21 protein-coding genes and 1 tRNA gene are annotated in these 22,907 nt (G+C 56.5%); 19 read left to right on the top strand and 3 right to left on the bottom strand.

Translation table 11 applies throughout. From position 1 onward, the window contains the following. Positions 1-5 precede the first annotated feature (5 nt). The 3 genes from GRX64_RS00605 to GRX64_RS00595 are packed head-to-tail and all read left to right on the top strand — an operon-like array spanning position 6 to position 2,420. Positions 6-1,637, top strand: coding sequence for a sodium-dependent transporter (locus GRX64_RS00605; RefSeq protein ID WP_207308679.1), 1,632 nt, complete (start codon positions 6-8; stop codon positions 1,635-1,637). 41 nt (positions 1,638-1,678) lie between these two features. Further along, positions 1,679-2,113 (top strand): type II toxin-antitoxin system RatA family toxin, encoded by a 435-nt coding sequence (locus GRX64_RS00600; RefSeq protein WP_166263248.1) that lies wholly within the window; start codon positions 1,679-1,681, stop codon positions 2,111-2,113. 25 nt (positions 2,114-2,138) lie between these two features. Then, the gene (locus tag GRX64_RS00595; protein WP_166263247.1) at positions 2,139-2,420 is read left to right on the top strand and encodes an RnfH family protein; all 282 of its coding nucleotides are present in this window, start codon (positions 2,139-2,141) and stop codon (positions 2,418-2,420) included. Between the two features lie 25 nt (positions 2,421-2,445). On the opposite strand, the gene GRX64_RS00590 is transcribed toward GRX64_RS00595, so the two are convergent. Continuing rightward, on the bottom strand, positions 2,446-2,775 hold the full coding sequence (locus GRX64_RS00590; RefSeq protein ID WP_166263246.1) for an outer membrane protein assembly factor BamE: 330 nt from the start codon (positions 2,773-2,775) through the stop codon (positions 2,446-2,448). Between the two features lie 121 nt (positions 2,776-2,896). On the opposite strand from GRX64_RS00590, the gene fur reads away from it, so the two are divergent. After that, positions 2,897-3,307: a ferric iron uptake transcriptional regulator gene (gene fur / locus GRX64_RS00585; RefSeq protein WP_166263245.1), complete on the top strand. Its 411-nt coding sequence runs from the start codon at positions 2,897-2,899 to the stop codon at positions 3,305-3,307. A 102-nt stretch (positions 3,308-3,409) separates the two neighbouring features. Here fur and recN read toward each other — a convergent pair whose 3' ends face one another. After that, positions 3,410-5,089: a DNA repair protein RecN gene (recN, locus tag GRX64_RS00580; RefSeq protein ID WP_166263244.1), complete on the bottom strand. Its 1,680-nt coding sequence runs from the start codon at positions 5,087-5,089 to the stop codon at positions 3,410-3,412. A gap of 235 nt (positions 5,090-5,324) precedes the next feature. Here recN and grpE point away from each other — a divergent pair, with 235 nt between their 5' ends. From grpE to greA, 7 genes are all read left to right on the top strand, one after another. Then, a complete protein-coding gene (gene grpE, locus GRX64_RS00575; RefSeq protein WP_166263243.1) occupies positions 5,325-5,921 on the top strand; it encodes a nucleotide exchange factor GrpE in 597 nt (198 codons plus the stop codon). A 115-nt stretch (positions 5,922-6,036) separates the two neighbouring features. Next, positions 6,037-7,962, top strand: a complete 1,926-nt coding sequence (gene dnaK / locus GRX64_RS00570) for a molecular chaperone DnaK (protein WP_166263242.1) — start codon at positions 6,037-6,039, stop codon at positions 7,960-7,962. A gap of 195 nt (positions 7,963-8,157) precedes the next feature. Continuing rightward, a complete protein-coding gene (gene dnaJ, locus GRX64_RS00565; protein ID WP_166263241.1) occupies positions 8,158-9,291 on the top strand; it encodes a molecular chaperone DnaJ in 1,134 nt (377 codons plus the stop codon). Between the two features lie 8 nt (positions 9,292-9,299). Next, positions 9,300-10,103 carry a 4-hydroxy-tetrahydrodipicolinate reductase gene (gene dapB / locus GRX64_RS00560; protein WP_235937467.1) on the top strand — a complete coding sequence of 268 codons (804 nt, stop codon included), beginning with the start codon at positions 9,300-9,302 and terminating at the stop codon, positions 10,101-10,103. 235 nt (positions 10,104-10,338) lie between these two features. Next, a complete protein-coding gene (gene carA, locus GRX64_RS00555; protein WP_166263240.1) occupies positions 10,339-11,469 on the top strand; it encodes a glutamine-hydrolyzing carbamoyl-phosphate synthase small subunit in 1,131 nt (376 codons plus the stop codon). A gap of 76 nt (positions 11,470-11,545) precedes the next feature. Further along, positions 11,546-14,761 (top strand): carbamoyl-phosphate synthase large subunit, encoded by a 3,216-nt coding sequence (carB, locus tag GRX64_RS00550; RefSeq protein ID WP_166263239.1) that lies wholly within the window; start codon positions 11,546-11,548, stop codon positions 14,759-14,761. A gap of 5 nt (positions 14,762-14,766) precedes the next feature. Then, the gene (gene greA / locus GRX64_RS00545; RefSeq protein ID WP_166263238.1) at positions 14,767-15,246 is read left to right on the top strand and encodes a transcription elongation factor GreA; all 480 of its coding nucleotides are present in this window, start codon (positions 14,767-14,769) and stop codon (positions 15,244-15,246) included. Positions 15,247-15,327: 81 nt separating this feature from the next. Here greA and yhbY read toward each other — a convergent pair whose 3' ends face one another. Continuing rightward, positions 15,328-15,636 (bottom strand): ribosome assembly RNA-binding protein YhbY, encoded by a 309-nt coding sequence (yhbY, locus tag GRX64_RS00540; protein WP_166263237.1) that lies wholly within the window; start codon positions 15,634-15,636, stop codon positions 15,328-15,330. Between the two features lie 157 nt (positions 15,637-15,793). Here yhbY and rlmE point away from each other — a divergent pair, with 157 nt between their 5' ends. From rlmE to rimP, 8 genes are all read left to right on the top strand, one after another. Continuing rightward, positions 15,794-16,414: a 23S rRNA (uridine(2552)-2'-O)-methyltransferase RlmE gene (gene rlmE, locus GRX64_RS00535; protein WP_166263236.1), complete on the top strand. Its 621-nt coding sequence runs from the start codon at positions 15,794-15,796 to the stop codon at positions 16,412-16,414. Positions 16,415-16,531: 117 nt separating this feature from the next. Beyond that, positions 16,532-18,478: an ATP-dependent zinc metalloprotease FtsH gene (gene ftsH, locus GRX64_RS00530; RefSeq protein WP_235937466.1), complete on the top strand. Its 1,947-nt coding sequence runs from the start codon at positions 16,532-16,534 to the stop codon at positions 18,476-18,478. A 114-nt stretch (positions 18,479-18,592) separates the two neighbouring features. Next, on the top strand, positions 18,593-19,435 hold the full coding sequence (gene folP, locus GRX64_RS00525; RefSeq protein ID WP_166263235.1) for a dihydropteroate synthase: 843 nt from the start codon (positions 18,593-18,595) through the stop codon (positions 19,433-19,435). Next, positions 19,422-20,765, top strand: coding sequence for a phosphoglucosamine mutase (glmM, locus tag GRX64_RS00520; RefSeq protein WP_166263234.1), 1,344 nt, complete (start codon positions 19,422-19,424; stop codon positions 20,763-20,765). The genes folP and glmM overlap by 14 nt, the downstream gene beginning before the upstream one ends. 63 nt (positions 20,766-20,828) lie before the next feature. After that, a complete protein-coding gene (gene tpiA / locus GRX64_RS00515; RefSeq protein ID WP_166263233.1) occupies positions 20,829-21,578 on the top strand; it encodes a triose-phosphate isomerase in 750 nt (249 codons plus the stop codon). Between the two features lie 31 nt (positions 21,579-21,609). Continuing rightward, complete coding sequence (secG, locus tag GRX64_RS00510) at positions 21,610-21,987, top strand: preprotein translocase subunit SecG (protein WP_166263232.1); 378 nt, start codon at positions 21,610-21,612, stop codon at positions 21,985-21,987. Between the two features lie 8 nt (positions 21,988-21,995). Then, positions 21,996-22,080 (top strand) — tRNA-Leu (locus GRX64_RS00505). 347 nt (positions 22,081-22,427) lie between these two features. Next, positions 22,428-22,889, top strand: a complete 462-nt coding sequence (rimP, locus tag GRX64_RS00500; protein ID WP_166263231.1) for a ribosome maturation factor RimP — start codon at positions 22,428-22,430, stop codon at positions 22,887-22,889. Positions 22,890-22,907 lie beyond the last annotated feature (18 nt).

Raw genomic sequence — 22,907 nt, 5'->3', positions numbered from 1 at the left:
GTTGGATGCTTTCACCCTACGAAACGGCCATTGGCTCCTGGACCAAGCGTTCTACCTTTTTCTGGGCCGCAACCGGCGCAACGGTTGGCCTGAGCAATCTGTGGAAATTTCCTTATCTGGCCAGCCAAAACGGCGGCGGCTTGTTCGTGCTGATGTACCTCGCCTGCTTGTTGCTGGTCACATTGCCGCTGATGTTGACAGAGACCTCCATCGGGCGAAGCACCCGTCATGGCATGGTGTTGGCGCTGGATGGCTTGATCCGGTCGGCGTCGGGGTCGCGTCACTGGGTCTGGGCTGGCCGGCTCAGCATCCTGGCGGGCTTTCTGGTGTTGTCGTTTACCGCAGTGATTGGTGCCATTTGCCTGGCTTATGTCTTTTACGGTGCGCTGGGTTTCTTTGTGGGTGCCTCCGCACAAGACATTGCCGGCACATTATCCGGGCTGGTTGAGCATCCCGCCGGCTACCGGAACTTTATGGCGTGGCACGCCATTTTCCTGGGACTGGTGGTGACTGTTGCCATCCAAGGTGTGATGGGCGGACTCGAGCGCGCGTTCCGCGTAGTGGTGCCGGCCTTTTTAATGCTGTTGGTGGGGTTGCTGGGCTATAGCGCCGTGTATGGGGATCTGAACGGTGCAACAGACCTTATATTGGGCCTCCGGCCGCAGCAACTTACCTGGCAAAGTCTTCAGCTCGCGTTAACCCATGCCTTTTACACCCTGGGGCTGGGTATGGGCGTCTGGGTTGTGTTTGGCTCGTACATGCCCTCCATCGCGCCACTGAAGCGGTCTGTTTTCGCCGTCGCGCTGATGGATACCTGGGTGGCCATGATGGCCGGACTGATGATTTACGCACTGGTCTTCCGGGACGGGGGTGACGGAGCCGGTCAGGGGTTCGCCCTGGTGTTTCTGGCATTGCCTTCGGCGCTGGCGGATGCCCCGGCAGGACAATTTGTTGCCACCGCCATTTTCGTATTGATTCTTCTGGTTGCGTGGACGTCTTCGCTGGCACTGCTGGAACCGGTGATTGGCTGGTTTCAGGAGTGGTTTGGGGCGCCCAGGGGGTGGTCGGCCGTTTTGATGGGCGTGGCAACCTGGGTGGCCGGACTTGGCAGTCTGTACTCCTTTAACATCTGGGCGGACGCGACCCTGGCGGGAGGGACGCCGTTTCGCTGGGTCGAACTGATTGCCAGCGGTTTGCTAATACCGCTCGTCAGCGTGGCACTGGCGCTGTTCGTGGGGTGGTATCTTGGGCGGCGACGGGCGTTTGTGTTGATCGGTCAGGCGCACAGGCTGATTGCGCAGGTCTGGTTTTGGGTGTTGAGGCTGGTGTTACCGTTGGTCATTCTTTACATCGGTGGCAGCTACGCGATCACATCACTGGGCTCGTTGTGTGAAGCCGGCCAGGTGGCGCCCTGGTGTCGGCCAGCAACGGGCGTCGAACCAGCGCTACCGGCGCCGGGCGAGGCCCTTGATCCTGCGCCGATTTTACTGCGCCCGCCCGGCCCTGATGAACCGTTGCCGGAACCGCTGATTCATCCGCTGCTGGAGTTGAATAAATTCATGCCGCCAACAGAGGAGGAAGGTCGCCGGGTGGACGACGTCTACCACAGGGGTGAATTGCGTTATCAAAGCGTGTGATAATGACGCCCTGTAAGCTCTGATCAGGATACATAGGCTCCATGCCCCACCAGATTGATAAAAGTGCGTTGGTCATGCACTCAGCCGAGCGCATGTACGCGCTGGTTAACGACATAACGCGTTATCCAGAATTTCTCCCATGGTGTGCCGATGCCCAGGTTCATCAACAGGACGAGAGTGAAATTACGGCCTCGCTTGAAGTGGCCAAGGGTGGCATCCGCCAGCGCTTGACGACGTGCAACCATTTGGTGTCCGACCAAACCATCAACATGACCCTTGTGGAGGGGCCCTTCCAGAATTTGAGTGGAAGCTGGCATTTTCAATCGCTGGCGGAAGGCGCCTGCAAAGTGATGTTGAGGCTGGAGTTCGAGTTCTCGGGTTCGCTGTCCAAAATGACGTTTGGCCCGGTGTTTAATCAGGCGGCGAGCACGATGGTGGATGCCTTTTGTCGCCGCGCGGATGAGTTGTACAAATAGCGCTATGAGCCGGTCTGGAGGAACCATGGACATTGAAGTTGCGTATGCAACGCCGGACAAGCAAGAAATCGTCTCGGTTGAGGTGGCGGCAGGCACCTCGGTTTTCGATGCGGTCGTGCAATCGCGGATTGTGGACGTGTTTCCGGAGATTGATCCGGACGCCATCGACATGGGTATTTTCGGCAAGGTAGTCAAATTGCCGAAAAGTCACGAGTTAAGAGACGGTGACCGGATAGAGCTGTACCGCCCGCTCAAGATTGACCCCAAGCAGGCACGGCTGAATCGTGCCAAAAAGAAACCGGCCTGATTTTTCGAGTGCGGTCCAGTGCGAATCAATACGCGGGGGTTTCTTCCAGCAAGTTGGCTTCGTAATGGGAGAAGCGTTCGTTTTCATAGTAAACAATGACCCGCTGTTCCTTGATGTCTCCGCCACCGCGCTGAAAGGTGTAAACATAATACTCTCGGGTCGGGTCTACCGGGTTCAGCATGATCGGGGAGCCAAGGACAGACTGGACTTGCTGTCGGGACATGCCTTTCTCAAGCTGGGTCAGCTCCTCCTCTGACAGGATGTTGCCCTGCTGTACATTGATCTTGTACACGCCGGGGAACGCACAGCCAGCCATCATCAGAGTCGTGAGCAGAAGTGCTGCAAGCTTTTGCATCGGTCGGGGAAATCCTCTATCTTTGAATCGCCTGCCAGGAGCAGGTGTGACACGGGCTAACCGTTATTGGACAACTGCATGATACCGGAAGCCAAGGGTACACCAAAGAGTGAATAGCAACATGTCATCTGAAAATGCCGAATTACGCAAAGTCGGTCTCAAGGTTACGCTGCCGCGAGTCAAGATTTTTAACATTCTCGAGAACGCTGAGGAACACCACCTGAGCGCGGAGGATGTCTACAAAAAATTGCTCGAACACGGTGACGACGTAGGTTTGGCGACGGTGTATCGAGTACTCACGCAATTTGAAGCCGCAGGCCTGGTGCTGCGCCATAATTTTGAGGGCGGTCACGCTGTTTTCGAAATGGCGGGTGATGATCACCACGACCACATGGTCTGTACTCAGACCGGCCAGGTGATTGAGTTTTGCGACCCCATCATTGAAGAGCGCCAAAAGAAGATCGCCGAAGAGCATGGCTTCGAAATCATGGACCATAGCTTGATCCTGTATGTGAAACCGCGAAAAGCCTGATCCGCACCAACCGCTGGCCGCTTCATACTGAATAAAAAAAGGCAGACCATGGGTCTGCCTGTAAAGCTCTCAGGGTCGAGAGGGGAATAGGGTCGTTATTCGTCAGTGATGGGTCGCCTGGCCTTTGCTGAACATTTCCCGAGCGTGAGCAATGGTCTGGTCTGTCATGTCCACGCCGCCTAACATTCTCGCCACTTCACTGACCCGTCCGCTGTCATCAAGAATCTCAATCTTGGAATAGGTCGCGTCGTGCTGGGTAAATTTGCTCACGAACAGATGCTGGTGGCACTGGGCGGCTACCTGCGGCAGGTGAGTGACGCACAATACCTGGCCGTCTGAGCCCAGCGTTCTTAGCAAGCGCCCGACAACTTCTGCGGTGCCGCCCCCAATGCCAACATCCACTTCGTCAAACACCAGCGTGGGTGTGGTCGAGGTTTGCGCAACCACCACCTGAATAGCGAGACTGATGCGGGACAACTCACCGCCAGACGCTACTTTCGCCAGCGGGCGAGCCGGTTGTCCGGGGTTGGCGCTGACCAGAAACTCAATGTCTTCGTGACCGTGGGCAGACGGTTCGGCGTCAGGCTGGGTGTTCAGGTGTGTTATGAACTGGACCGAGGGCATGCTCAGCTCGCTCAGCTCCAGGGCTATTTTCTGGTCAAGTTCGGCCGCTGCCTGCTGGCGCTGTTCGGACAGTTGCCCGGCAAGCTGATTGTAAACGCCCAACTGACCGTCCAGGTCCGCTTCCAGTTGTTCAATGCTGCCTTCGCCCTGGTCGAGTGACGCCAGCTCATCGGCAAGCCGCTGGTGAAATTCGGTCAATTCTTCCGGCTGAATGCGGTGTTTTCTGGCCATTTGATACATTGCACTGAGACGCGCTTCCACTTCGGTCAAGCGCTGCGGATCGGCGTCGTAATCTTCGACAAAGTGTCTCAGGTTGTCGCCGGCTTCCGTCAACTGAATGTGGGCCTCATTCAGCATCTGCAGGGTTTCCTTCAGGGCAGGCACCTCAACCGGCAATTGCTCCAGATGGTTTAGCGCCTGGCGCACCATATCGGCGGCGCTACTGTCATCTTCAGTGCAAAGCAGCGCCGCTTGCTGGCTACGCTGCAGCACGTCATCGGCATGGCTCAGCTGAGCCTGCTCGTGTTCCAGTCGGGATTGTTCTTCCGGCTCAAGCGCCAGCCGGTCCAGTTCTTCTACCTGATAGCGCAAGAGTTGAAGCCGTGCCTCGGACTCCTCGGCGTTCTGCTGCCGTTCACTCAGCCGGCTTTTGGTTTTGTGCCAGTCTTTCCAGGCGGCTCGGGTCTGATCGCCGAGGGCTTCGACACCGGCAAACTCATCCAGTAATTTGCGATGGGTGTCTTTGGAGAGCAACGACTGGTGTTGGTGCTGGCTGTGAATGTCCATCAGCTCACTGCCCAGGTCCCGCAAATGACCCAATGGGCAGGGCTGGCCATTGATGTAGGCGCGGCTGCGTCCGTCTTTGCTGATCACGCGGCGCAGTATGCAGTGGGTTTCGTCGTCCAGGTCGTGCCGCTCGAGCCAGGTCTTTGCGTCCGGTATCCGGCTGACATCGAAGGTGGCGGTGATGTCGGCGCGTTTGGCGCCATGCCGGACGGCACCGGCGTCCGCTCTGCCGCCCATCGCCAACCCAAGTGCATCCAGAACAATGGATTTACCGGCGCCGGTTTCGCCCGTCAGTGCGGTCATACCGCGGTCGAACTGTAATTCGACTCGCTCGGCGATGGCGTAGTTGGATACGGTCAGTTGTGTGAGCATGCAGGTCCCCTTCGACTGGCAACTATAAACCCGGGCAATGCCGAGGTCGTTCTCGATAATAACTGTTCTTACATACAGTACATGTGAATATATACAGTGTTTTTACGGTTTGCAAATGATCAATTTTTGGCATTGGTAAGGTTGAAACATCGCGAACCGGCCCCATATCGGTCACCAAGTTGTTAACACGGCCCCGCGATCAACCGGGTCGACCATGATTGAGCAGGAGTAACCCATGAGCGCTGATGAAAACCGCAACGAACACGTAGAGGGCGAATTGAACGAGGCAGGCACGGAAACACCCTCGGAAGCGCCTGAGGAAGCTGCGGAAGATCAGGGTGGCGAACTGGACGCGCTGCGTGAACAAGCGCAGGGGTTTCAGGAGCAAATGCTGCGGTCACAGGCAGAAATGCAGAATGTCCGCCGCCGCGCCGAGATCGATGTTCAGAAAGCCCATAAATTCGCGCTTGAAAAGTTTGTAAAAGAACTGCTTCCAGTGGCCGACAGCCTGGAAAAGGCCGTCGAGAACACGGAAGGCAAAGACGCCGGCAGTGATTTGGTCGCGACCATTCGCGAAGGTGCAGAGATGACGCTGAACCTGTTTATGAACAGCCTCAAAAAATTCAATGTGGAGCAGCTGAACCCCTTGGGCGAGCCCTTTGATCCACAGTTGCACGAGGCCATGTCGATGGTGCCGTCACCGGATGCGGAGCCCAATAGTGTGGTGGCCGTTGTCCAGAAAGGCTACACGTTGAACGATCGTTTGGTTCGTCCTGCGATGGTGGTGGTGGCGAAGGCAGAAGACGCGCCAAAAATTGATGAGCAGGCTTGAAAAGTTAAAGCTGGCGCCAATATAGGCAGTAAATAGAAACATCGTCGGCAGATTTGGTCCGGCGCAAAATTTAGATCAGCCCGAATCAGATTGAACAACGAATTGGAGCAAATTCATGAGTAAGATTATCGGTATTGACCTGGGAACGACTAACTCCTGTGTAGCTATCATGGATGGTGACAAGGTTAAAGTTATTGAAAACGCAGAAGGTGATCGCACCACGCCGTCCATCATTGCCTATACCGATGATGGTGAAACGCTGGTGGGTCAGTCCGCCAAGCGTCAGGCCGTCACCAACCCCAGCAACACTCTGTATGCTATCAAGCGCCTGATCGGTCGCCGGTTTGAAGACAGCGTCGTACAGAAAGACATCAAGATGGTGCCTTACAAGATTGCCAAGGCGGACAACGGTGACGCCTGGGTTGAAGTGAAAGGTGAGAAAATGGCCCCGCCACAGGTGGCTGCCGAAATCCTGAAGAAGATGAAGAAGACGGCTGAAGACTATCTGGGCGAAAAGGTCACCGAAGCGGTTATTACCGTGCCGGCTTACTTTAACGATAGCCAGCGTCAGGCCACCAAGGACGCCGGTAAAATCGCGGGTCTGGATGTTAAGCGTATCATCAACGAGCCAACGGCAGCCGCACTGGCCTACGGCATGGATAAGAAGAGCGGTGACCGCACCGTAGCTGTTTATGACCTGGGTGGTGGTACTTTTGATATTTCCATTATCGAAATTGCCGATGTGGACGGTGAACACCAGTTCGAAGTTCTGGCGACCAACGGTGACACCTTCCTGGGTGGCGAAGACTTCGATATGAAAGTCATCGAATACCTTGCCGACCAATTCAAAAAAGACAGCGGCATCGACCTGCGTGGCGACTCGCTGGCGATGCAGCGTCTGAAAGAAGCCGCGGAAAAAGCCAAAATTGAGTTGTCCAGCAGTCAGCAGACTGACGTCAATCTGCCCTACGTGACTGCGGATGCCAGTGGTCCCAAGCACATGAACGTCAAGCTGACCCGCGCCAAGCTGGAATCGCTGGTGGAAGAGTTGGTTGAGCGCAGTCTTGCGCCGTGTAAGATCGCGTTGGAAGATTCTGGTTTGAAGACCAGCGAAATTGAGGAAGTCATCCTGGTGGGTGGCCAGACTCGCATGCCGCTGGTTCAGGAAAAAGTAAAAGCGTTCTTCGGTAAAGAAGCCCGCAAAGACGTTAACCCGGACGAGGCCGTGGCCGTTGGCGCTGCTATCCAGGCCGCCGTTCTGTCAGGGGATGTTAAAGACGTGTTGTTGCTCGACGTAACACCGTTGACCCTGGGCATTGAAACCATGGGTGGTGTCGCAACGCCGCTGATCGAGAAGAACACGACGATTCCGACCAAGAAATCGCAGACTTTCTCGACCGCAGACGACAACCAGACTGCCGTGACCATTCACGTCGTTCAGGGTGAGCGGAAGCAAGCGACCCAGAACAAGTCGCTGGGCCGTTTTGATCTGGCGGACATCCCACCGGCCGCTCGCGGTGTACCGCAGATCGAAGTGACTTTCGATATCGATGCCAACGGTATTCTGAACGTGTCGGCGAAGGACAAGGCCACCGGTAAAGAGCAGTCCATCGTTATCAAGGCGTCTTCAGGCCTGAACGAAGACGAAATTGAAAAGATGGTGCGTGACGCGGAAGCCAATGCGGACGAAGATCGTAAGTTCGAAGAGCTGGTCACCGCACGCAACCAGGGCGATGCCATGGTGCACGGTGTGCGCAAGACGCTCACGGAAGCTGGCGACAAGGTGAGCGACAGCGAAAAAGAGACCATCGAAGCGGCCATCAAAGACCTTGAGGAAGCGTTGACCGGATCTGATAAGGACGACATCGAAGCCAAGACTCAGAAGTTGACTGAAGCGTCGTCTGAGATGGCGCAGAAGATGTACGCCGATCAGGCCGAGCAGGCACAAGGCGGCGAGAGCCAGGAAGCGGGTAAGGCCGGCACCGGTGATGACGCCGTGGATGCCGAGTTCGAGGAAGTGAAAGAAGACGACAAGCGTTAACATGGGCGTTTGAGTGTCACCGGAAAGCGCGGAGAGAATCTCTCCGCGTTTTTCCGCGTTATAAAAGGGCGAACATTTGAGCCCCGGAGCGGCAGGTAATCGGCAGCAAGCAGGCGTTACTTTGCCGGGATTTGATCAGTATTGAGATGTCACCGGCTCCCGACTAATGAGGGGGCTAAAAACAAGGTTTACAGCATGGCCAAGCGCGATTATTACGAGATACTTGGGGTCTCCCGGGATGCGGATGACAAAGAGATCAAACGGGCCTACCGCAAGCTCGCAATGAAATATCACCCCGATAGAAATTCGGATGACGCTGACTCTGAGAACAAGTTCAAAGAGGCCAGTGAGGCCTATGAAATACTCGCAGATTCCTCGAAGCGCGGCGCCTACGACCAATTTGGGCATGCCGGTGTTGATGGCCAGGCCGGCGCCGGTGGTTTCGGCGGTGGCGGTGGAGGCGGCAGCTTCTCCGACATCTTTGGCGATGTGTTTGGCGATATTTTTGGTGGCGGAGGTCGGGGACGCAATACCCGTGGCTCGGACCTGCGTTACACGCTAGAGCTTGACCTGGAGGAGGCCGTTAAGGGCACGACCGTCAAAATACGGGTGCCGGGCCATGTGGAGTGTGAAGCCTGTGATGGCGCAGGCGCGGAAAAAGGCTCCCGCCCAGAAGCGTGTTCCACCTGTAACGGTATCGGCCAGGTGCGGATGCAGCAGGGTTTCTTTACGGTTCAGCAGGCCTGTCCGACCTGCCGCGGTTCGGGCCAGATCATCAAGAACCCCTGTAAAGTGTGTCGTGGTGCGGGGCGCGTTGAAGAACAGAAAACCCTGTCTGTGAAAGTGCCGCCCGGAGTCGATACCGGCGACCGTATCCGGTTGTCCGGCGAAGGCGAAATGGGCATGGATGGCGGTCCGCCAGGCGATTTGTACGTCCAGGTAGCGGTGCGTGAGCATTCGATCTTCACGCGCGATGGCCGCAATCTTTATTGCGAGGTGCCAATCAGCATTGTGGATGCTACGTTGGGCGGTGAGCTCGAAGTGCCGACATTGGATGGCCGGGTAAAGCTGAAGATACCGACGGAGACTCAAACCGGTAAGCTGTTCCGGTTGCGCAACAAAGGTGTTGCACCGGTTCGGGGCGGTCCCGCTGGCGACTTGCTATGCCGTGTCGTGGTCGAAACGCCGGTCAACCTGACCAAGCGTCAAAAGGAATTGCTGGAAGAGTTTCAGCAGACGCTGGACGCCTCCAATGGCAACGAGCATGGGCCCAAGAAAACCTCCTGGTTTGAGGGTGTAAAAAGTTTCTTTGATGAAATGAAATTCTAAGGGAAGCCATGATCAGGGTAGCGATAACCGGCGCTGCAGGCCGGATGGGCAAGGTGCTGGTTGAAGCGGTGCAGGATGCGGACGGCGTAGCTCTGGGCGCGGCGATCGTGAATCCCGACAGTTCGCTGATCGGGGCCGATGCCGGTGAAGTGGCCGGCGTTGGCAAGCTCGGCGTGGCAATGGTTGGCAGTCTGGCGGAGGCCGTCGACAGCTTTGATGTGTTGGTGGATTTCACGTTCCCGGATCTCACGTTAGAGAATCTGGTCTTCTGCAAAGCTCATGGCAAGCAGATGGTCATCGGAACCACCGGCCTGACCGAGGCCGAGAAGCAGCAGTTGGCACTGGCGGCGGAAGCTGTGCCGGTGGTATTTGCGCCCAACATGAGCGTGGGTGTCAACGTGGCACTGAATCTGTTGAAAACGGCGGCTCAGGTTCTGGGTGACGACTACGACGTGGAGATCATCGAGACCCACCATCGCCATAAGAAGGATGCGCCTTCCGGCACGGCGCTGCGGATGGGGGAAGTGGTTGCCGATGCGTTGGGGCGCGACCTGTCAGAATGTGCTGTCTATGGTCGGGAAGGCTTTACCGGTGAGCGTTCCAGGACCGAGATTGGGTTTGAGACCGTGCGAGCCGGTGACGTGGTTGGAGACCATACGGTGTTGTTTGCGGGCATTGGCGAGCGCATTGAAATCACCCACAAAGCCAGCAGCCGGATGACCTTTGCCAAGGGCGCGATCCGCGCGGCGCAATGGCTGGCCGGAAAGCCGGTCGGGCTCTATGATATGCAGGATGTGTTGGCGCTGAAGTGAGTATTGTCTTTAGCCATGGACACCAGCCGCCCATTTTCTTACAATAAGGCGGTTTAACTGCACCAAGCGTAGCCCAACATGCTAGCAACCAAAAAGCGAGAGAGGTTTCAGTACCCCTCTCGCTTTTTTGCGACCTGAATTTGCGCTTGCGTTCCTGTTCGTGACGTTAGAGGCCGCCAGACTGGCAGGGCTCAATTCGGAACTGACGATACGACACTCGATGAGGATACAAGCCTTGAGTACACCAGCAATCCTTGCACTCGCAGACGGAAGCCTGTTTTACGGAATCGCCATTGGCGCAGACGGTGAAACCAGCGGCGAGGTTGTCTTCAACACGGCAATGACCGGCTATCAGGAAATCCTGACCGATCCGTCTTATTCCCGCCAAATCGTCACCCTGACCTATCCACACATTGGAAATACCGGGGTTAACGAGGAAGATGTCGAGTCCGACCGCATTCAGGCCGCTGGTCTGGTCATTCGTGACTTGCCGTTGATGGCCAGCAACTGGCGCTCCACGCAGTCTCTGGATGACTACCTGCGCGACAGCCATGTGGTGGGCATTGCCGACATCGATACCCGGCGCCTGACCCGTATCCTGCGGGAGAAAGGCTCCCAGGGTGGTGCCATTGTTGCTGGCGCCGGCGTGACCGCAGAACGCGCGCTGGAGCTGGCGAGCGCTTTCCCGGGCTTGAAGGGCATGGACCTGGCGAAGGAGGTCAGTTCCCCCTCGATCCGTCGCTGGAGCCAGACCGAGTGGAGCCTGGACTCCGGTTACGGCACGCTGGTCGAGCCACGGTTCAAGGTAGTGGCCTACGACTACGGCATCAAGTTCAATATCTTACGTATGCTGGCCTCGCGCGGTTGCGACGTGACAGTGGTGCCCGCGACCACGCCCGCGGCTGACGTTTTGGCAATGGCGCCGGACGGTATCTTCCTCTCCAATGGCCCGGGTGATCCGGAGCCTTGCGATTACGCCATTGCGGCGATCAGGGAAATTCTGGAAACCGAGGTGCCCGTATTCGGTATTTGCCTGGGGCACCAGTTGCTGGCTCTGGCCAGCGGTGCCAAGACCCTGAAGATGGGTCATGGCCATCACGGTGCCAACCACCCGGTACAGAACCTGGCCGACGGCTCGGTGATGATCACCAGCCAAAACCACGGTTTTGCGGTTGATGAAACCAGCTTGCCGGACACGCTGGAGGCCACCCACAAATCACTGTTTGATGGCACGCTCCAGGGTATTCGCCGCAAAGACAAGCCGGCGTTCAGCTTCCAGGGGCATCCGGAAGCCAGCCCGGGACCGCATGATGTGGCGCCGCTGTTTGATGAATTCATTCGATTGATGGAAGAGCGGGCGGCCTGAATTCGAGCCCGCCACCGTCCCAGAGCCGCGGTTTGCACTGGACGAACTTTTAAGTTGCTGACAGGTTTACAAAGAAATGCCAAAGCGTACCGACATCAAAAGTGTTCTTATCCTGGGTGCCGGCCCCATCGTCATCGGGCAGGCCTGTGAGTTTGATTACTCCGGTGCCCAAGCATGCAAAGCCCTGCGCGAAGAAGGTTATCGGGTCATTCTGGTGAACTCCAATCCCGCAACCATCATGACCGACCCGGCAATGGCGGACGCGACTTACATCGAGCCGATCACCTGGAAAACTGTAGCCAAGATCATTGAGCGCGAAAAGCCAGACGCATTGCTACCAACCATGGGCGGGCAGACCGCACTGAACTGCGCACTGGATCTTGAGAAGCACGGCGTGCTGCAGGAACACGGCGTTGAAATGATCGGTGCCAATGCCGATACCATTGATAAGGCCGAAGACCGCGACCGTTTCGACAAGGCCATGAAGGCCATCAACCTGGATACCCCTAGAGCGTCCATTGCCCACTCCATGGCAGAGGCGTTCCGGGTTTTGGAAGACATCGGGTTTCCCTGCATTATCCGGCCGTCCTTTACCATGGGCGGCTCGGGGGGCGGTATCGCATACAACCGCGACGAGTTCGAAGAGATCTGTACCCGCGGCCTGGACCTGTCGCCTACTAATGAGCTGCTGATTGACGAGTCGCTGATCGGTTGGAAAGAGTATGAGATGGAGGTGGTGCGGGATCGTAACGACAACTGCATCATTATCTGTACCATCGAAAACTTTGATGCCATGGGGGTGCACACAGGGGATTCCATTACGGTCGCGCCAGCCCAGACACTGACCGATAAGGAATACCAGATCATGCGGAACGCCTCGCTGGCGGTTCTGCGTGAGATCGGTGTCGAGACCGGTGGCTCCAACGTTCAGTTCGGCATCAATCCCGAAAACGGTCGCATGGTAGTGATCGAGATGAACCCACGGGTGTCGCGCTCCTCGGCACTGGCTTCAAAGGCGACCGGTTTTCCGATTGCAAAGGTGGCGGCTAAGCTGGCCATCGGGTACACCCTGGACGAGCTTCAGAACGAAATTACCGGGGGTGTCACGCCGGCGTCGTTTGAGCCCAGCATCGACTATGTTGTCACCAAGATACCGCGCTTTACGTTCGAAAAATTTCCTCAGGCTGATGCCCGCCTGACCACACAGATGAAGTCTGTCGGCGAGGTGATGGCCATTGGCCGGACCTTCCAGGAGTCGGTCCAGAAGGCCCTGCGTGGCCTGGAAGTGGGTTCGGACGGGTTTGAGGAAATGGTCGATCTCGACACGGTCGATGGTTGTGAAACCCTGACCCGTGAGCTCAATGTGCCGGGTGCGGAGCGGATCTGGTACATCGGGGATGCCTTCCGTAAAGGTATGAGTATTGACGACGTTTTCCAGCACACCAAGGTTGATCCCTGGTACCTGGCGCAGATTCAGGATCTGATTCGGGAAGAAGCCGAACTGAAAACAGCGGGTAAATCAGACGTTGATAAAGCCACCTTGCTGCGCCTCAAACGTAAGGGCTTCTCCGACGCGAGGCTGGCCAAACTGCTGAGCATCTCCGAAGCCAGCCTGCGCAAGCTTCGACACGATTTTGATATTCGCCCGGTGTATAAGCGCGTCGACACGTGTGCGGCCGAGTTCGCGTCTTCGACGGCTTACATGTACTCGACCTATGAGGAAGAGTGCGAAGCGCTGCCTTCGGACCGGGAAAAAATCGTCGTTATCGGCGGTGGCCCGAACCGGATTGGCCAGGGTATTGAGTTCGATTATTGCTGCGTGCATGCGGCTCTGGCCATGCGGGAAGATGGTTACGAAACCATCATGATCAATTGCAACCCGGAAACCGTATCGACCGATTATGATACGTCTGATCGACTCTATTTTGAGCCGGTGACGCTGGAGGATGTGCTCGAGATTATCAATATCGAGCAACCCAAGGGCGTGATTGTCCAGTACGGTGGCCAAACCCCGCTGAAGCTGGCGAGAGGGCTTGAAGCGGCCGGAGTGCCCATCATTGGCACCAGCCCGGACGCTATTGATCGCGCCGAAGACCGCGAGCGTTTCCAGCAGATGATTACCCGGCTCAACCTGTTGCAGCCTGAAAACGCAACGGTTCGCAGCCACGAGGAAGGCATTGTGGCGGCCCGTGACATCGGCTATCCGCTGGTTGTACGCCCATCCTATGTGCTGGGTGGCCGGGCCATGGAAATCGTGTATGACGAGGTGGAGTTGGTGCGTTACATGCGCAACGCCGTGCTGGTGTCCAACGACAGCCCGGTATTGCTGGACCACTTCCTGAATGCCGCGATTGAAGTCGATATTGACGCCATTTGTGACGGAAAGGATGTGGTCATTGGCGGCATTATGCAGCACATCGAGCAGGCCGGGGTGCACTCCGGTGATTCGGCGTGCTCATTGCCACCTTACACCTTGTCAGCCAAGGTTCAGGACGAGATGCGGGAAACCGTACGCAAGATGGCGCTCGAACTGGATGTGGTTGGCCTGATGAATGTGCAGTTGGCCTGGCAGGATGGCAAGGTCTACGTCATTGAGGTTAACCCCAGGGCTTCCCGAACCGTGCCCTTTGTCTCCAAGGCCATCGGGGTATCCCTGGCCAAGGTGGCGGCACGTTGCATGGCGGGTACCTCGTTGGTGGAGCAGGCATTCACCAAAGAGGTCATTCCGTCTTATTATGCGGTTAAGGAATCGGTGTTCCCGTTCAGCAAGTTCCCGGCGGTGGACCCAATTCTGGGCCCTGAAATGAAGTCCACTGGCGAGGTGATGGGGTTGGGCGACAGCTTTGACGAAGCATTCGCCAAGGCAGCCCTGGCCGCGGGAGAGTGTTTGCCCGTTCAGGGTACCGCGTTCATCTCGGTCCGGGATGTGGATAAGGCTGGCGCCATAAAAGTGGCCGGAGACCTGGTTGAGGCTGGCTTCAAGCTGCTCGCAACCACCGGCACCGCCAAGTCGCTTCGGGCGGCCGGCATTGAGGTGGAGCGCGTGAACAAGGTGCGTGAAGGACGGCCCCACATTGTGGATGCCATCAAGAATGGCCTGGTTCAGTTGATTATCAACACCACCGAGGGTCGCAAGGCTATTTCTGATTCGGCGCAAATTCGCCAATCTGCCTTGCAGCACAAAGTAGCCTATACGACGACTCTGGCAGGCGGTGAAGCCTTCTGTCGGGCGATTAAATTTGGTCCTGAGCGGACAGTGCGCCGCCTTCAGGAATTGCACGCAGGAAAGTGAACGTTATGACAACCCGAGTACCCATGACTGTGAATGGCGAGGCCAACCTGCGGGATGAGCTTAAGCAATTGAAATCGGTTGAGCGCCCACGGGTTATTGCCTCCATTGCGGAAGCGCGTGAGCATGGCGATTTGAAGGAAAACGCCGAGTATCATGCTGCACGTGACCAGCAGAGCTTCATTGAGGGGCGGATTCAGGAAATAGAGGCCAAACTGTCGGCCGCCCAGATTATCGATGTCACCGCCCTTGAGAATACCGGCAAGGTGATCTTCGGTGTCACGGTTTATTTGCTGAACATCGATACCGAAGAGCAGGTTAGCTATCAGATATGCGGCGAAGATGAAGCGGATATTAAGGCAGGCCGAATTTCCGTGTCATCACCGATCGCCCGTGCCCTGATTGGCAAAAGCACCGGCGATGTGGTGGCCATCCGGGTTCCTTCCGGTACCGTTGAGTATGAAGTTGAAGAGGTCCAGCACGTCTAAACCACTGGCCGCACTTTGGTCAGTAAAAAGCCGGCTCAGGCAACCCTGAGCCGGCTTTTTCGCGACAGGTCAGCAACGGATTTATTTATTGCGTTGTAAGTTGGACAGCTTGGGGTTGGGCTTGGCAGCACGACGCATGATGACGGCAATTTTGCCGATGGTCTGCACCAATTGCGCACCCGAGGTTTTGCAAAGTGCCTGGATGGCCTCTTGGCGTTGTTCGCGGTCTGGGTTCGCAATTTTGACCTTGATCAGTTCGTGATCGTTCAGTGCCCGGTCGAGCTCCTGCTGCAGTCCCTCTGTCAGGCCCTTGTCGCCAATGATAACCACCGGTTTCAGGTTGTGGGCGATGGTCCGGTACTCGCGACGCTGTTCAGGCGACAGGCTCATAATGCAGTCTCTTAATGGGGTGTATTAACAAAACGTCGACGGCGCGAAGGCTGCCGAAGCCGTATAATAGCGCGATTGTATCAGATAAGACCGACGGTTAAATTGTCGATACCACTTATGGTCGCTCATCGTTTGCAAAAACGTCAGGAGGTGCGGTTTGGCCCGTTCAAAGTCCAGTGACCGCTGGCTAAAGGAACATTTCGACGACGCCTGGGTCAAACGCTCCCAAGCCGATGGCTATCGGTCCAGGGCCAGCTACAAGCTGATTGAGCTGGATCAGAAGGACCGCCTGTTTCGCCCCGGTCAGACGGTAGTGGATCTCGGCGCGGCCCCCGGGGGGTGGTCCCAGGTAGCGGTTGAGCGCGTGGGTGGCAACGGTGTGGTGATCGCCAGCGATATCCTCCCGATGAATCCGATAGCAGGGGTGGACTTCGTGCAGGGCGACTTCACCGAGCAATCCGTGCTGGACGAATTGTTGCATTTACTGGGTGATCGCCGGGCGGACATTGTAATTTCAGATATGGCACCCAATATGAGTGGTATGGCTGCGGTGGATATACCAAACGCCATGGGTTTGATTGAATTGGCTCTGGATATGGCCAAGCAAGTTCTGAACCCCGGTGGGGTATTTGTTGCCAAGGTCTTTCAGGGAGAAGGGTTCGATACGTTGCTGGCGGATATGCGTCAATCTTTCAGCAGCGTGGTGAGCCGAAAGCCCGACTCCTCCCGGGCACGGTCCAGGGAGGTGTATCAGGTCTGTAAAGGTTTCAAGGGGTGATGTGCACCTTGAGGTCGATACGGATGGGCTGTTTCTGGTGGACAGGCGTACAATTGGTGTAAGGTGTCGAAAGAGGTCTGTCTGACAAGCGGCCTTTCAATTCACAGGTGACGATCCTTGAACGATATGGCAAAAAATCTGGTTTTATGGCTAATCATAGCCGCCGTACTGCTGATGGTGTTTCAGAATTTCACACCGACAACCAGCGGGCAGCAAGTTAATTACTCCCAGTTTGTGCAGATGGTGCAACAGGGGCAGGTGCGTCAGGTTACAATCGACGGACTCGAAATTCAGGGTACGCTCGGCGACAACTCCAAATTTGAGACAATTCGCCCACAGGTACCAGACAACAAGTTGATGGATGACTTGTTGGCGAACGATGTGGAGATAATCGGTAAGGAGCCTGAGCGCCAAAGCATTTGGACTCAATTGCTGGTTGCCGCATTCCCGATTCTCATCATCATTGCGCTGTTCGTGTTCTTTATGCGGCAGATGCAAGGTGGCGGCGGTGGCAAAGGGCCTATGTCCTTTGGCAAAAGCAAAGCCCGCCTGATGAGTGAAGATCAGATCAAGACCACCTTCGCAGACGTCGCGGGTGTGGATGAGGCCAAGGAAGACGTGAAAGAAATCGTCGACTTCCTGCGCGACCCCAGCAAGTTTCAGCGTCTGGGTGGCCGTATTCCCAAAGGCGTGTTGATGGTCGGCTCACCAGGTACCGGTAAGACATTGCTTGCAAAGGCGATTGCGGGAGAGGCGAAAGTTCCGTTCTTTTCCATCTCCGGCTCCGACTTTGTGGAAATGTTTGTGGGTGTTGGTGCCTCCCGGGTACGGGACATGTTCGAGCAGGCCAAGAAGCAGAGCCCTTGCATCATCTTTATCGATGAAATCGACGCTGTGGGCCGCCATCGCGGCGCTGGCATGGGCGGTGGTCACGACGAGCGCGAACAGACACTGAACCAGTTACTGGTCGAAATGGACGGTTTTGAGGGTAACGAAGGCGTTATCGTTATCGCTGCCACTAACCGTCCGGATGTTCTGGACCCGGCCTTGCTTCGACCTGGCCGGTTTGACCGCCAGGTAGTGGTTGGGTTGCCAGACATCATTGGTCGCGAACAAATCCTGAAAGTGCACATGAAGAAAGTGCCGCTGGCGGATGGCGTTGAGCCGTCGCTGATTGCTCGCGGCACACCGGGTTTTTCCGGTGCCGATCTGGCGAATCTGATTAACGAGGCGGCGTTGTTTGCGGCGCGTCGGAATCAGCGTCTGGTGTCAATGGAAGAACTCGAACTGGCGAAAGACAAAATCATGATGGGCGCTGAACGCAAGTCCATGGTGATGAACGAGAAAGAAAAGCTGAATACTGCTTACCATGAGTCGGGTCATGCCATCATCGGTCGTTTGATGCCTGAGCACGACCCGGTTTATAAGGTGAGCATCATTCCGCGCGGCCGGGCGCTGGGTGTCACTATGTTCTTGCCGGAAGAGGACAAATACAGCCACAGCAAGCGTTACCTAATCGGTCAGATTTGCAGCCTGTTTGGCGGCCGTTTGGCGGAAGAGTTAACCCTGGGCTTTGACGGTGTCACAACTGGCGCATCGAACGATATTGAGCGTGCCACCAAGCTGGCCCGCAATATGGTCACCCGCTGGGGGCTCTCTGAAAAGTTGGGGCCGCTGCAGTATGACACCGACACGGAAGAGCCATTCCTGGGTCGGTCTGCCGGCCAGGCGCAGACGGTTTATTCGCCGGAGACGGCGCAGCGGATCGATGAAGAGATTCGTACTATCATCGATGAGTGCTATGAGAAGGCCCGTCAGCTGTTGACCGATAATCGCGACAAGTTGGACAGCATGGCCGATGCGCTTATGCGTTATGAGACCATCGACCGTCACCAGATCGACGACATCATGGAGGGCAAGACGCCGCGCCCACCGAAAGGCTGGGACGATCGAGGCCCAAGCGGCGGTGTTCCGGTGGACGATTCCGACGGCAGCAGCGCCGATGCATCCGATGATGATCGGGCTACCGGTGGCAATGTTGGTCGCCCCGCCGGCGAGCACTGAGCAGCCCCTGCCGCGGCAGAGGTGCCACTCGTCAGTGTTGATCAAATAGTATGAAATCTACGCCGCCCTGGTTATGGGCGGTTTTTTTTTGAGGGATGCTCCGGGGTCTTGGACATGATGATGAACTTTGCCGGGCGCCGCCTGGATATGGCCCACTGCCATGTAATGGGAGTGTTGAACGTCACTCCGGATTCGTTTTCAGACGGTGGCTGTTTTAATCAGCGGGACGCCGCTCTGGTGCATGCGAGGCGCATGGTGTTGGAGGGTGCATCTTTTGTTGATGTAGGCGGCGAGTCAACCCGCCCGGGTGCGGCTCCGGTATCGGTTCAGGAAGAGTTGGATCGAGTGTGCCCGGCCGTTGAGGCGATTGCCGCCGAACTGGATACAGTGGTTTCAGTTGATACCAGTACGCCCGAAGTCATGCGCGAGGTGGTTCGTCTGGGGGCCGGGTTGATCAACGATGTGAGGGCGCTGCAACGTGAAGATGCTCTTGCCACGGCAGTGGCGGCCGGTGTGCCGGTATGCTTGATGCACATGCAGGGGTGCCCGGAAAGCATGCAGTCGAGCCCGGAATACCAGAGCGTCATGACCGACGTGACTCAGTTCTTGATGGCGCGGGTTCGGGTGCTGGAAGAAGCCGGTTTTGCCGCGGAGAGCATCCTGTTGGACCCGGGCTTCGGGTTTGGCAAAAGTGTCGATCATAATCTGGAGTTATTGCGGGGTCTTGATCAGATGAGAGTGCTGGGATATCCCTTGCTGGTCGGGATGTCGCGTAAAAGTATGCTTGGCCATATTACGGGTCGGGATGTTTCGGAAAGGTTGCCCGCCAGCCTTGCAGCCGCGACAATAGCAGCCATTAAAGGCGCATCGATTGTGCGCGTTCATGATGTCAGGGAGACCGTCGACGCCTTGAAGGTCGTCGCGGCTATGGAGGGGTGTTTCAATGGCAGGACGTAAATATTTTGGGACCGACGGCATCCGTGGGCGAGTCGGTGAGTCACCGATCACGCCGGAGTTTATGCTCAAGCTTGGCTGGGCGGCGGGGCAGGCCTTCAAACGGAGTGGTCAGCGCAACAGCGTCTTGATCGGCAAGGACACACGGTTGTCCGGTTACATGTTTGAAAGTGCGCTGGAGGCCGGGCTCTCGGCGGCGGGCGTGGACGTAAAACTGCTGGGCCCGATGCCAACGCCGGCTATCGCCTATTTGACCCGCACGTTTCGAGCCTCAGCGGGCATTGTCATCAGTGCCTCCCACAATCCCCATCACGACAATGGCATCAAGTTCTTCTCCGCGGCCGGGACCAAGCTGGATGACAGGCTTGAGGAAGAAATAGAGTACTGGCTGGACCAGCCCATTCAGGTCTGTGAGTCGGATGATCTGGGCAAGGCCTCCCGGGTTGACGATGCGCCTGGCCGATACGTCGAGTTTTGTAAGAGTACGGTTCCGAACGAGTTTACCCTGGACGGGCTTAGCATAGTGTTGGACTGTGCGCACGGTGCCACCTATCACGTTGCGCCCAAGGTGTTTAAGGAGCTGGGGGCAAGTATTTCCGTTATCGGTGTTGAGCCGAATGGCCTGAACATCAACCTCAATGTGGGTTCAACCCATATGGATGGGCTGCGTCGGGCGGTGCTGGATAGCGGCGCTGACCTGGGCATCGCATTTGATGGCGATGGTGACCGCGTCTTGATGATTGACCGGGACGGTTCGGAGGTGGATGGTGACGAATTGCTGTTCATCATTGCGGCGCAACGCCAGGCTTCTGGAACCCTGAAGGGGGGCGTGGTGGGTACACTCATGACCAATTTGGGTGTTGAGCTTGCCCTGCAGGAGCAGGGGATTGACTTCGAGCGCGCCAATGTGGGTGACCGCTACGTGATGGAATGCCTTGTGAAGAGAGGTTGGGTGCTCGGCGGCGAAGGTTCGGGTCATCTGGTGCTTCGTGATTGCACGTCCACCGGGGATGGCATTGTCTCTGCGCTGCAGGTCTTGCTGGCGGTATGGCGTTCGGGAAAATCCCTGGGTGAGCTGCGACAGGGGATGGCCAAGCTGCCTCAGACCATGATCAATGTCCGGGTATCCAAGCGCTTTGATCCATTCTCCCGGCAGGATATTGCCGAGGCCGTGAGTGCGGCGGAGGCGAGCTTGGGAGGCAGTGGCCGTGTGTTGTTGCGAGCTTCCGGCACAGAGCCTTTGATTCGCGTTATGGCGGAGGGCCAGGACAAGGCTGTGATCGACCAGGTCGCGCAGACTTTGGCCGATGTTGTCTCTAATTCGAAGGCGTGAATCCGGTTGTCTGTTTGATTTGACTGCTGTATAGTTCCGCCTCCCTTGATTTATGGGGTTGTCATGCGCAAAAAATTGGTCGCAGCGAATTGGAAAATGAACGGGTCAAAAGCCCTGGTCCAATCGTTAGCTGAAGGTTTGAAGGCAGGTTTGCCGTCACTTGAAAATGACGTCAACATTGCTATCATTCCTCCCGCACTGTATATCGCCGACGTTCAGCGTGAGCTTGCCGAAACCCAGTGTGGGTTTGGTGTCCAAAACATTGCGCGCTGGGAACAAGGCGCCTATACCGGTGAGATTTCATCGGCAATGGCAGCAGATTCCGGTTGCGGCTTTGCATTGGTAGGACACTCGGAGCGCAGGCAGTTGTTTGGCGAGACCGATGAAGCGGTCGCCGACAAAGTGCGTCAGGCAATGTGTCACGGCCTGGTCGCCATTGTTTGTGTCGGTGAGACTCTGGAAGAGCGCAATTCGGGCAGTGCCAACGCTGTTGTTGCGCAGCAGTTGCAGGGGTGCTTGCAAGGCGTTGACGGAGCGCAGTGGAAGAACATAGTGGTCGCCTATGAGCCGGTTTGGGCAATAGGGACTGGCAAGACGGCGACAGCCAAAGACGCCCAGGCGATGCATAAGCACATGCGGCAGCTCCTGGCGGAATTAGGCGCGCCGGCTGAAGATATAACCCTCCTTTACGGGGGCAGCGTAAAGCCGGATAATGCGGCCGAATTATTTGCCGAGCCTGACATTGACGGTGGCCTGATTGGTGGCGCATCGCTGAATTCAGACGACTTCATAAGTATTTGCAAGTCGCTTTGAAACACATGCACTGAGTTGCGAGAGAATAGTTATGGATTGGATGGAAACACTGGTAGTCGTTGTGCACGTCGTGATTGCGGTGGCGCTGGTGGGTCTTGTCCTGATCCAGCAAGGCAAAGGGGCTGATGCGGGCGCAGCGTTTGGCGGCGGAGCATCACAAACGGTTTTCGGAAGTCAGGGTAGCGGCAGTTTTCTCACCCGCACTACAACACTTCTGGCGATTGTGTTCTTTGTGACCAGTTTTTCGCTGGCAGTCTTCGCCAAGCATCGTGCTGAAGTGGCCGGCCAAACCGGCATTCCGAGTGTTCAGGAATCGCCTGCAACACCCGAGCAAGCGCCTGTGGCTAGTGACGCGATGACCAGTGAAGACGAGAGTGGGGATGGCCCAGCTATTCCTGAGCTCGAATGAAGTTGATTGCCGATGTGGTGGAACTGGTAGACACGCTATCTTGAGGGGGTAGTGGCGAAAGCCGTGCCGGTTCGAGTCCGGCCATCGGCACCATTGATGAAGAACGGCTTGGCAGTCCCAAGCCGTTTTTTTTGGTCAGTCCTTGACCAGTATGGCCGGCATCCTTATACTCCGGCGATTGATATAGCGGGTTTCCGGAGTTTGGGCGCTCGCTAGGCAGGCCAGGTGTCTGTCGGCAGGGGCGGCATACGGGTCCCTGTTAGTTCTTGCTGCAAAAGGCCCCAGTGCAGGCCGTGTTGAGCATGCTCGACACGTCTGAGTTTCAGGGGCTTTTTGATTACGGGGCCTGGCGCAGCAGGCCCTGGTGCATAAAAAGGGCTGATACACAGCCCTTTTTTTGTTTTTGGGGCACCAAAACCAGTTATGGAGACAAAAGTCACTTGTCAGCTAAGTTACAGCAACTTGAAACCCTTCTGAGACCAGTGGTCGAAGGCTTGGGATACGAATTCTGGGGTCTTGAATTTCGCTCGCAGGGCTATCAGTCACTGCTGCGTATTTTTATCGACGATGCCAACGACGGCATTGGCGTGGAGGACTGCGAAAAAGTCAGTCGCCAGGTCAGCAGCGTGATGGACGTCGAAGACCCCATTCAGTCGGAGTACACCCTTGAGGTGTCGTCACCTGGTATGGATCGGCCACTATTTCGCCTTGAGCAATTCGAGGCGTTTGTCGGTCACAAAGTCCAGATCCGCCTCCGCATGGCGTTTGAAGGACGCCGAAAATTTCTAGGACTGCTCAAAGGGGTTGAGGAACAGGATGTTGTGGTCGTTGTGGATGACCATGAGTACCTGCTTCCGTTCGACAGTATTGAGCGGGCAAACATCATTCCGGTTTTCGAGTAAATCGTTTGACTGCGAGTC

The organism is Marinobacter caseinilyticus (assembly GCF_011074955.1).
Taxonomy (GTDB): Bacteria; Pseudomonadota; Gammaproteobacteria; order Pseudomonadales; family Oleiphilaceae; genus Marinobacter; species Marinobacter caseinilyticus.
Note: the sequence above shows the minus strand (reverse complement) of the source record. Positions and strands in the feature narration are given on the sequence as shown.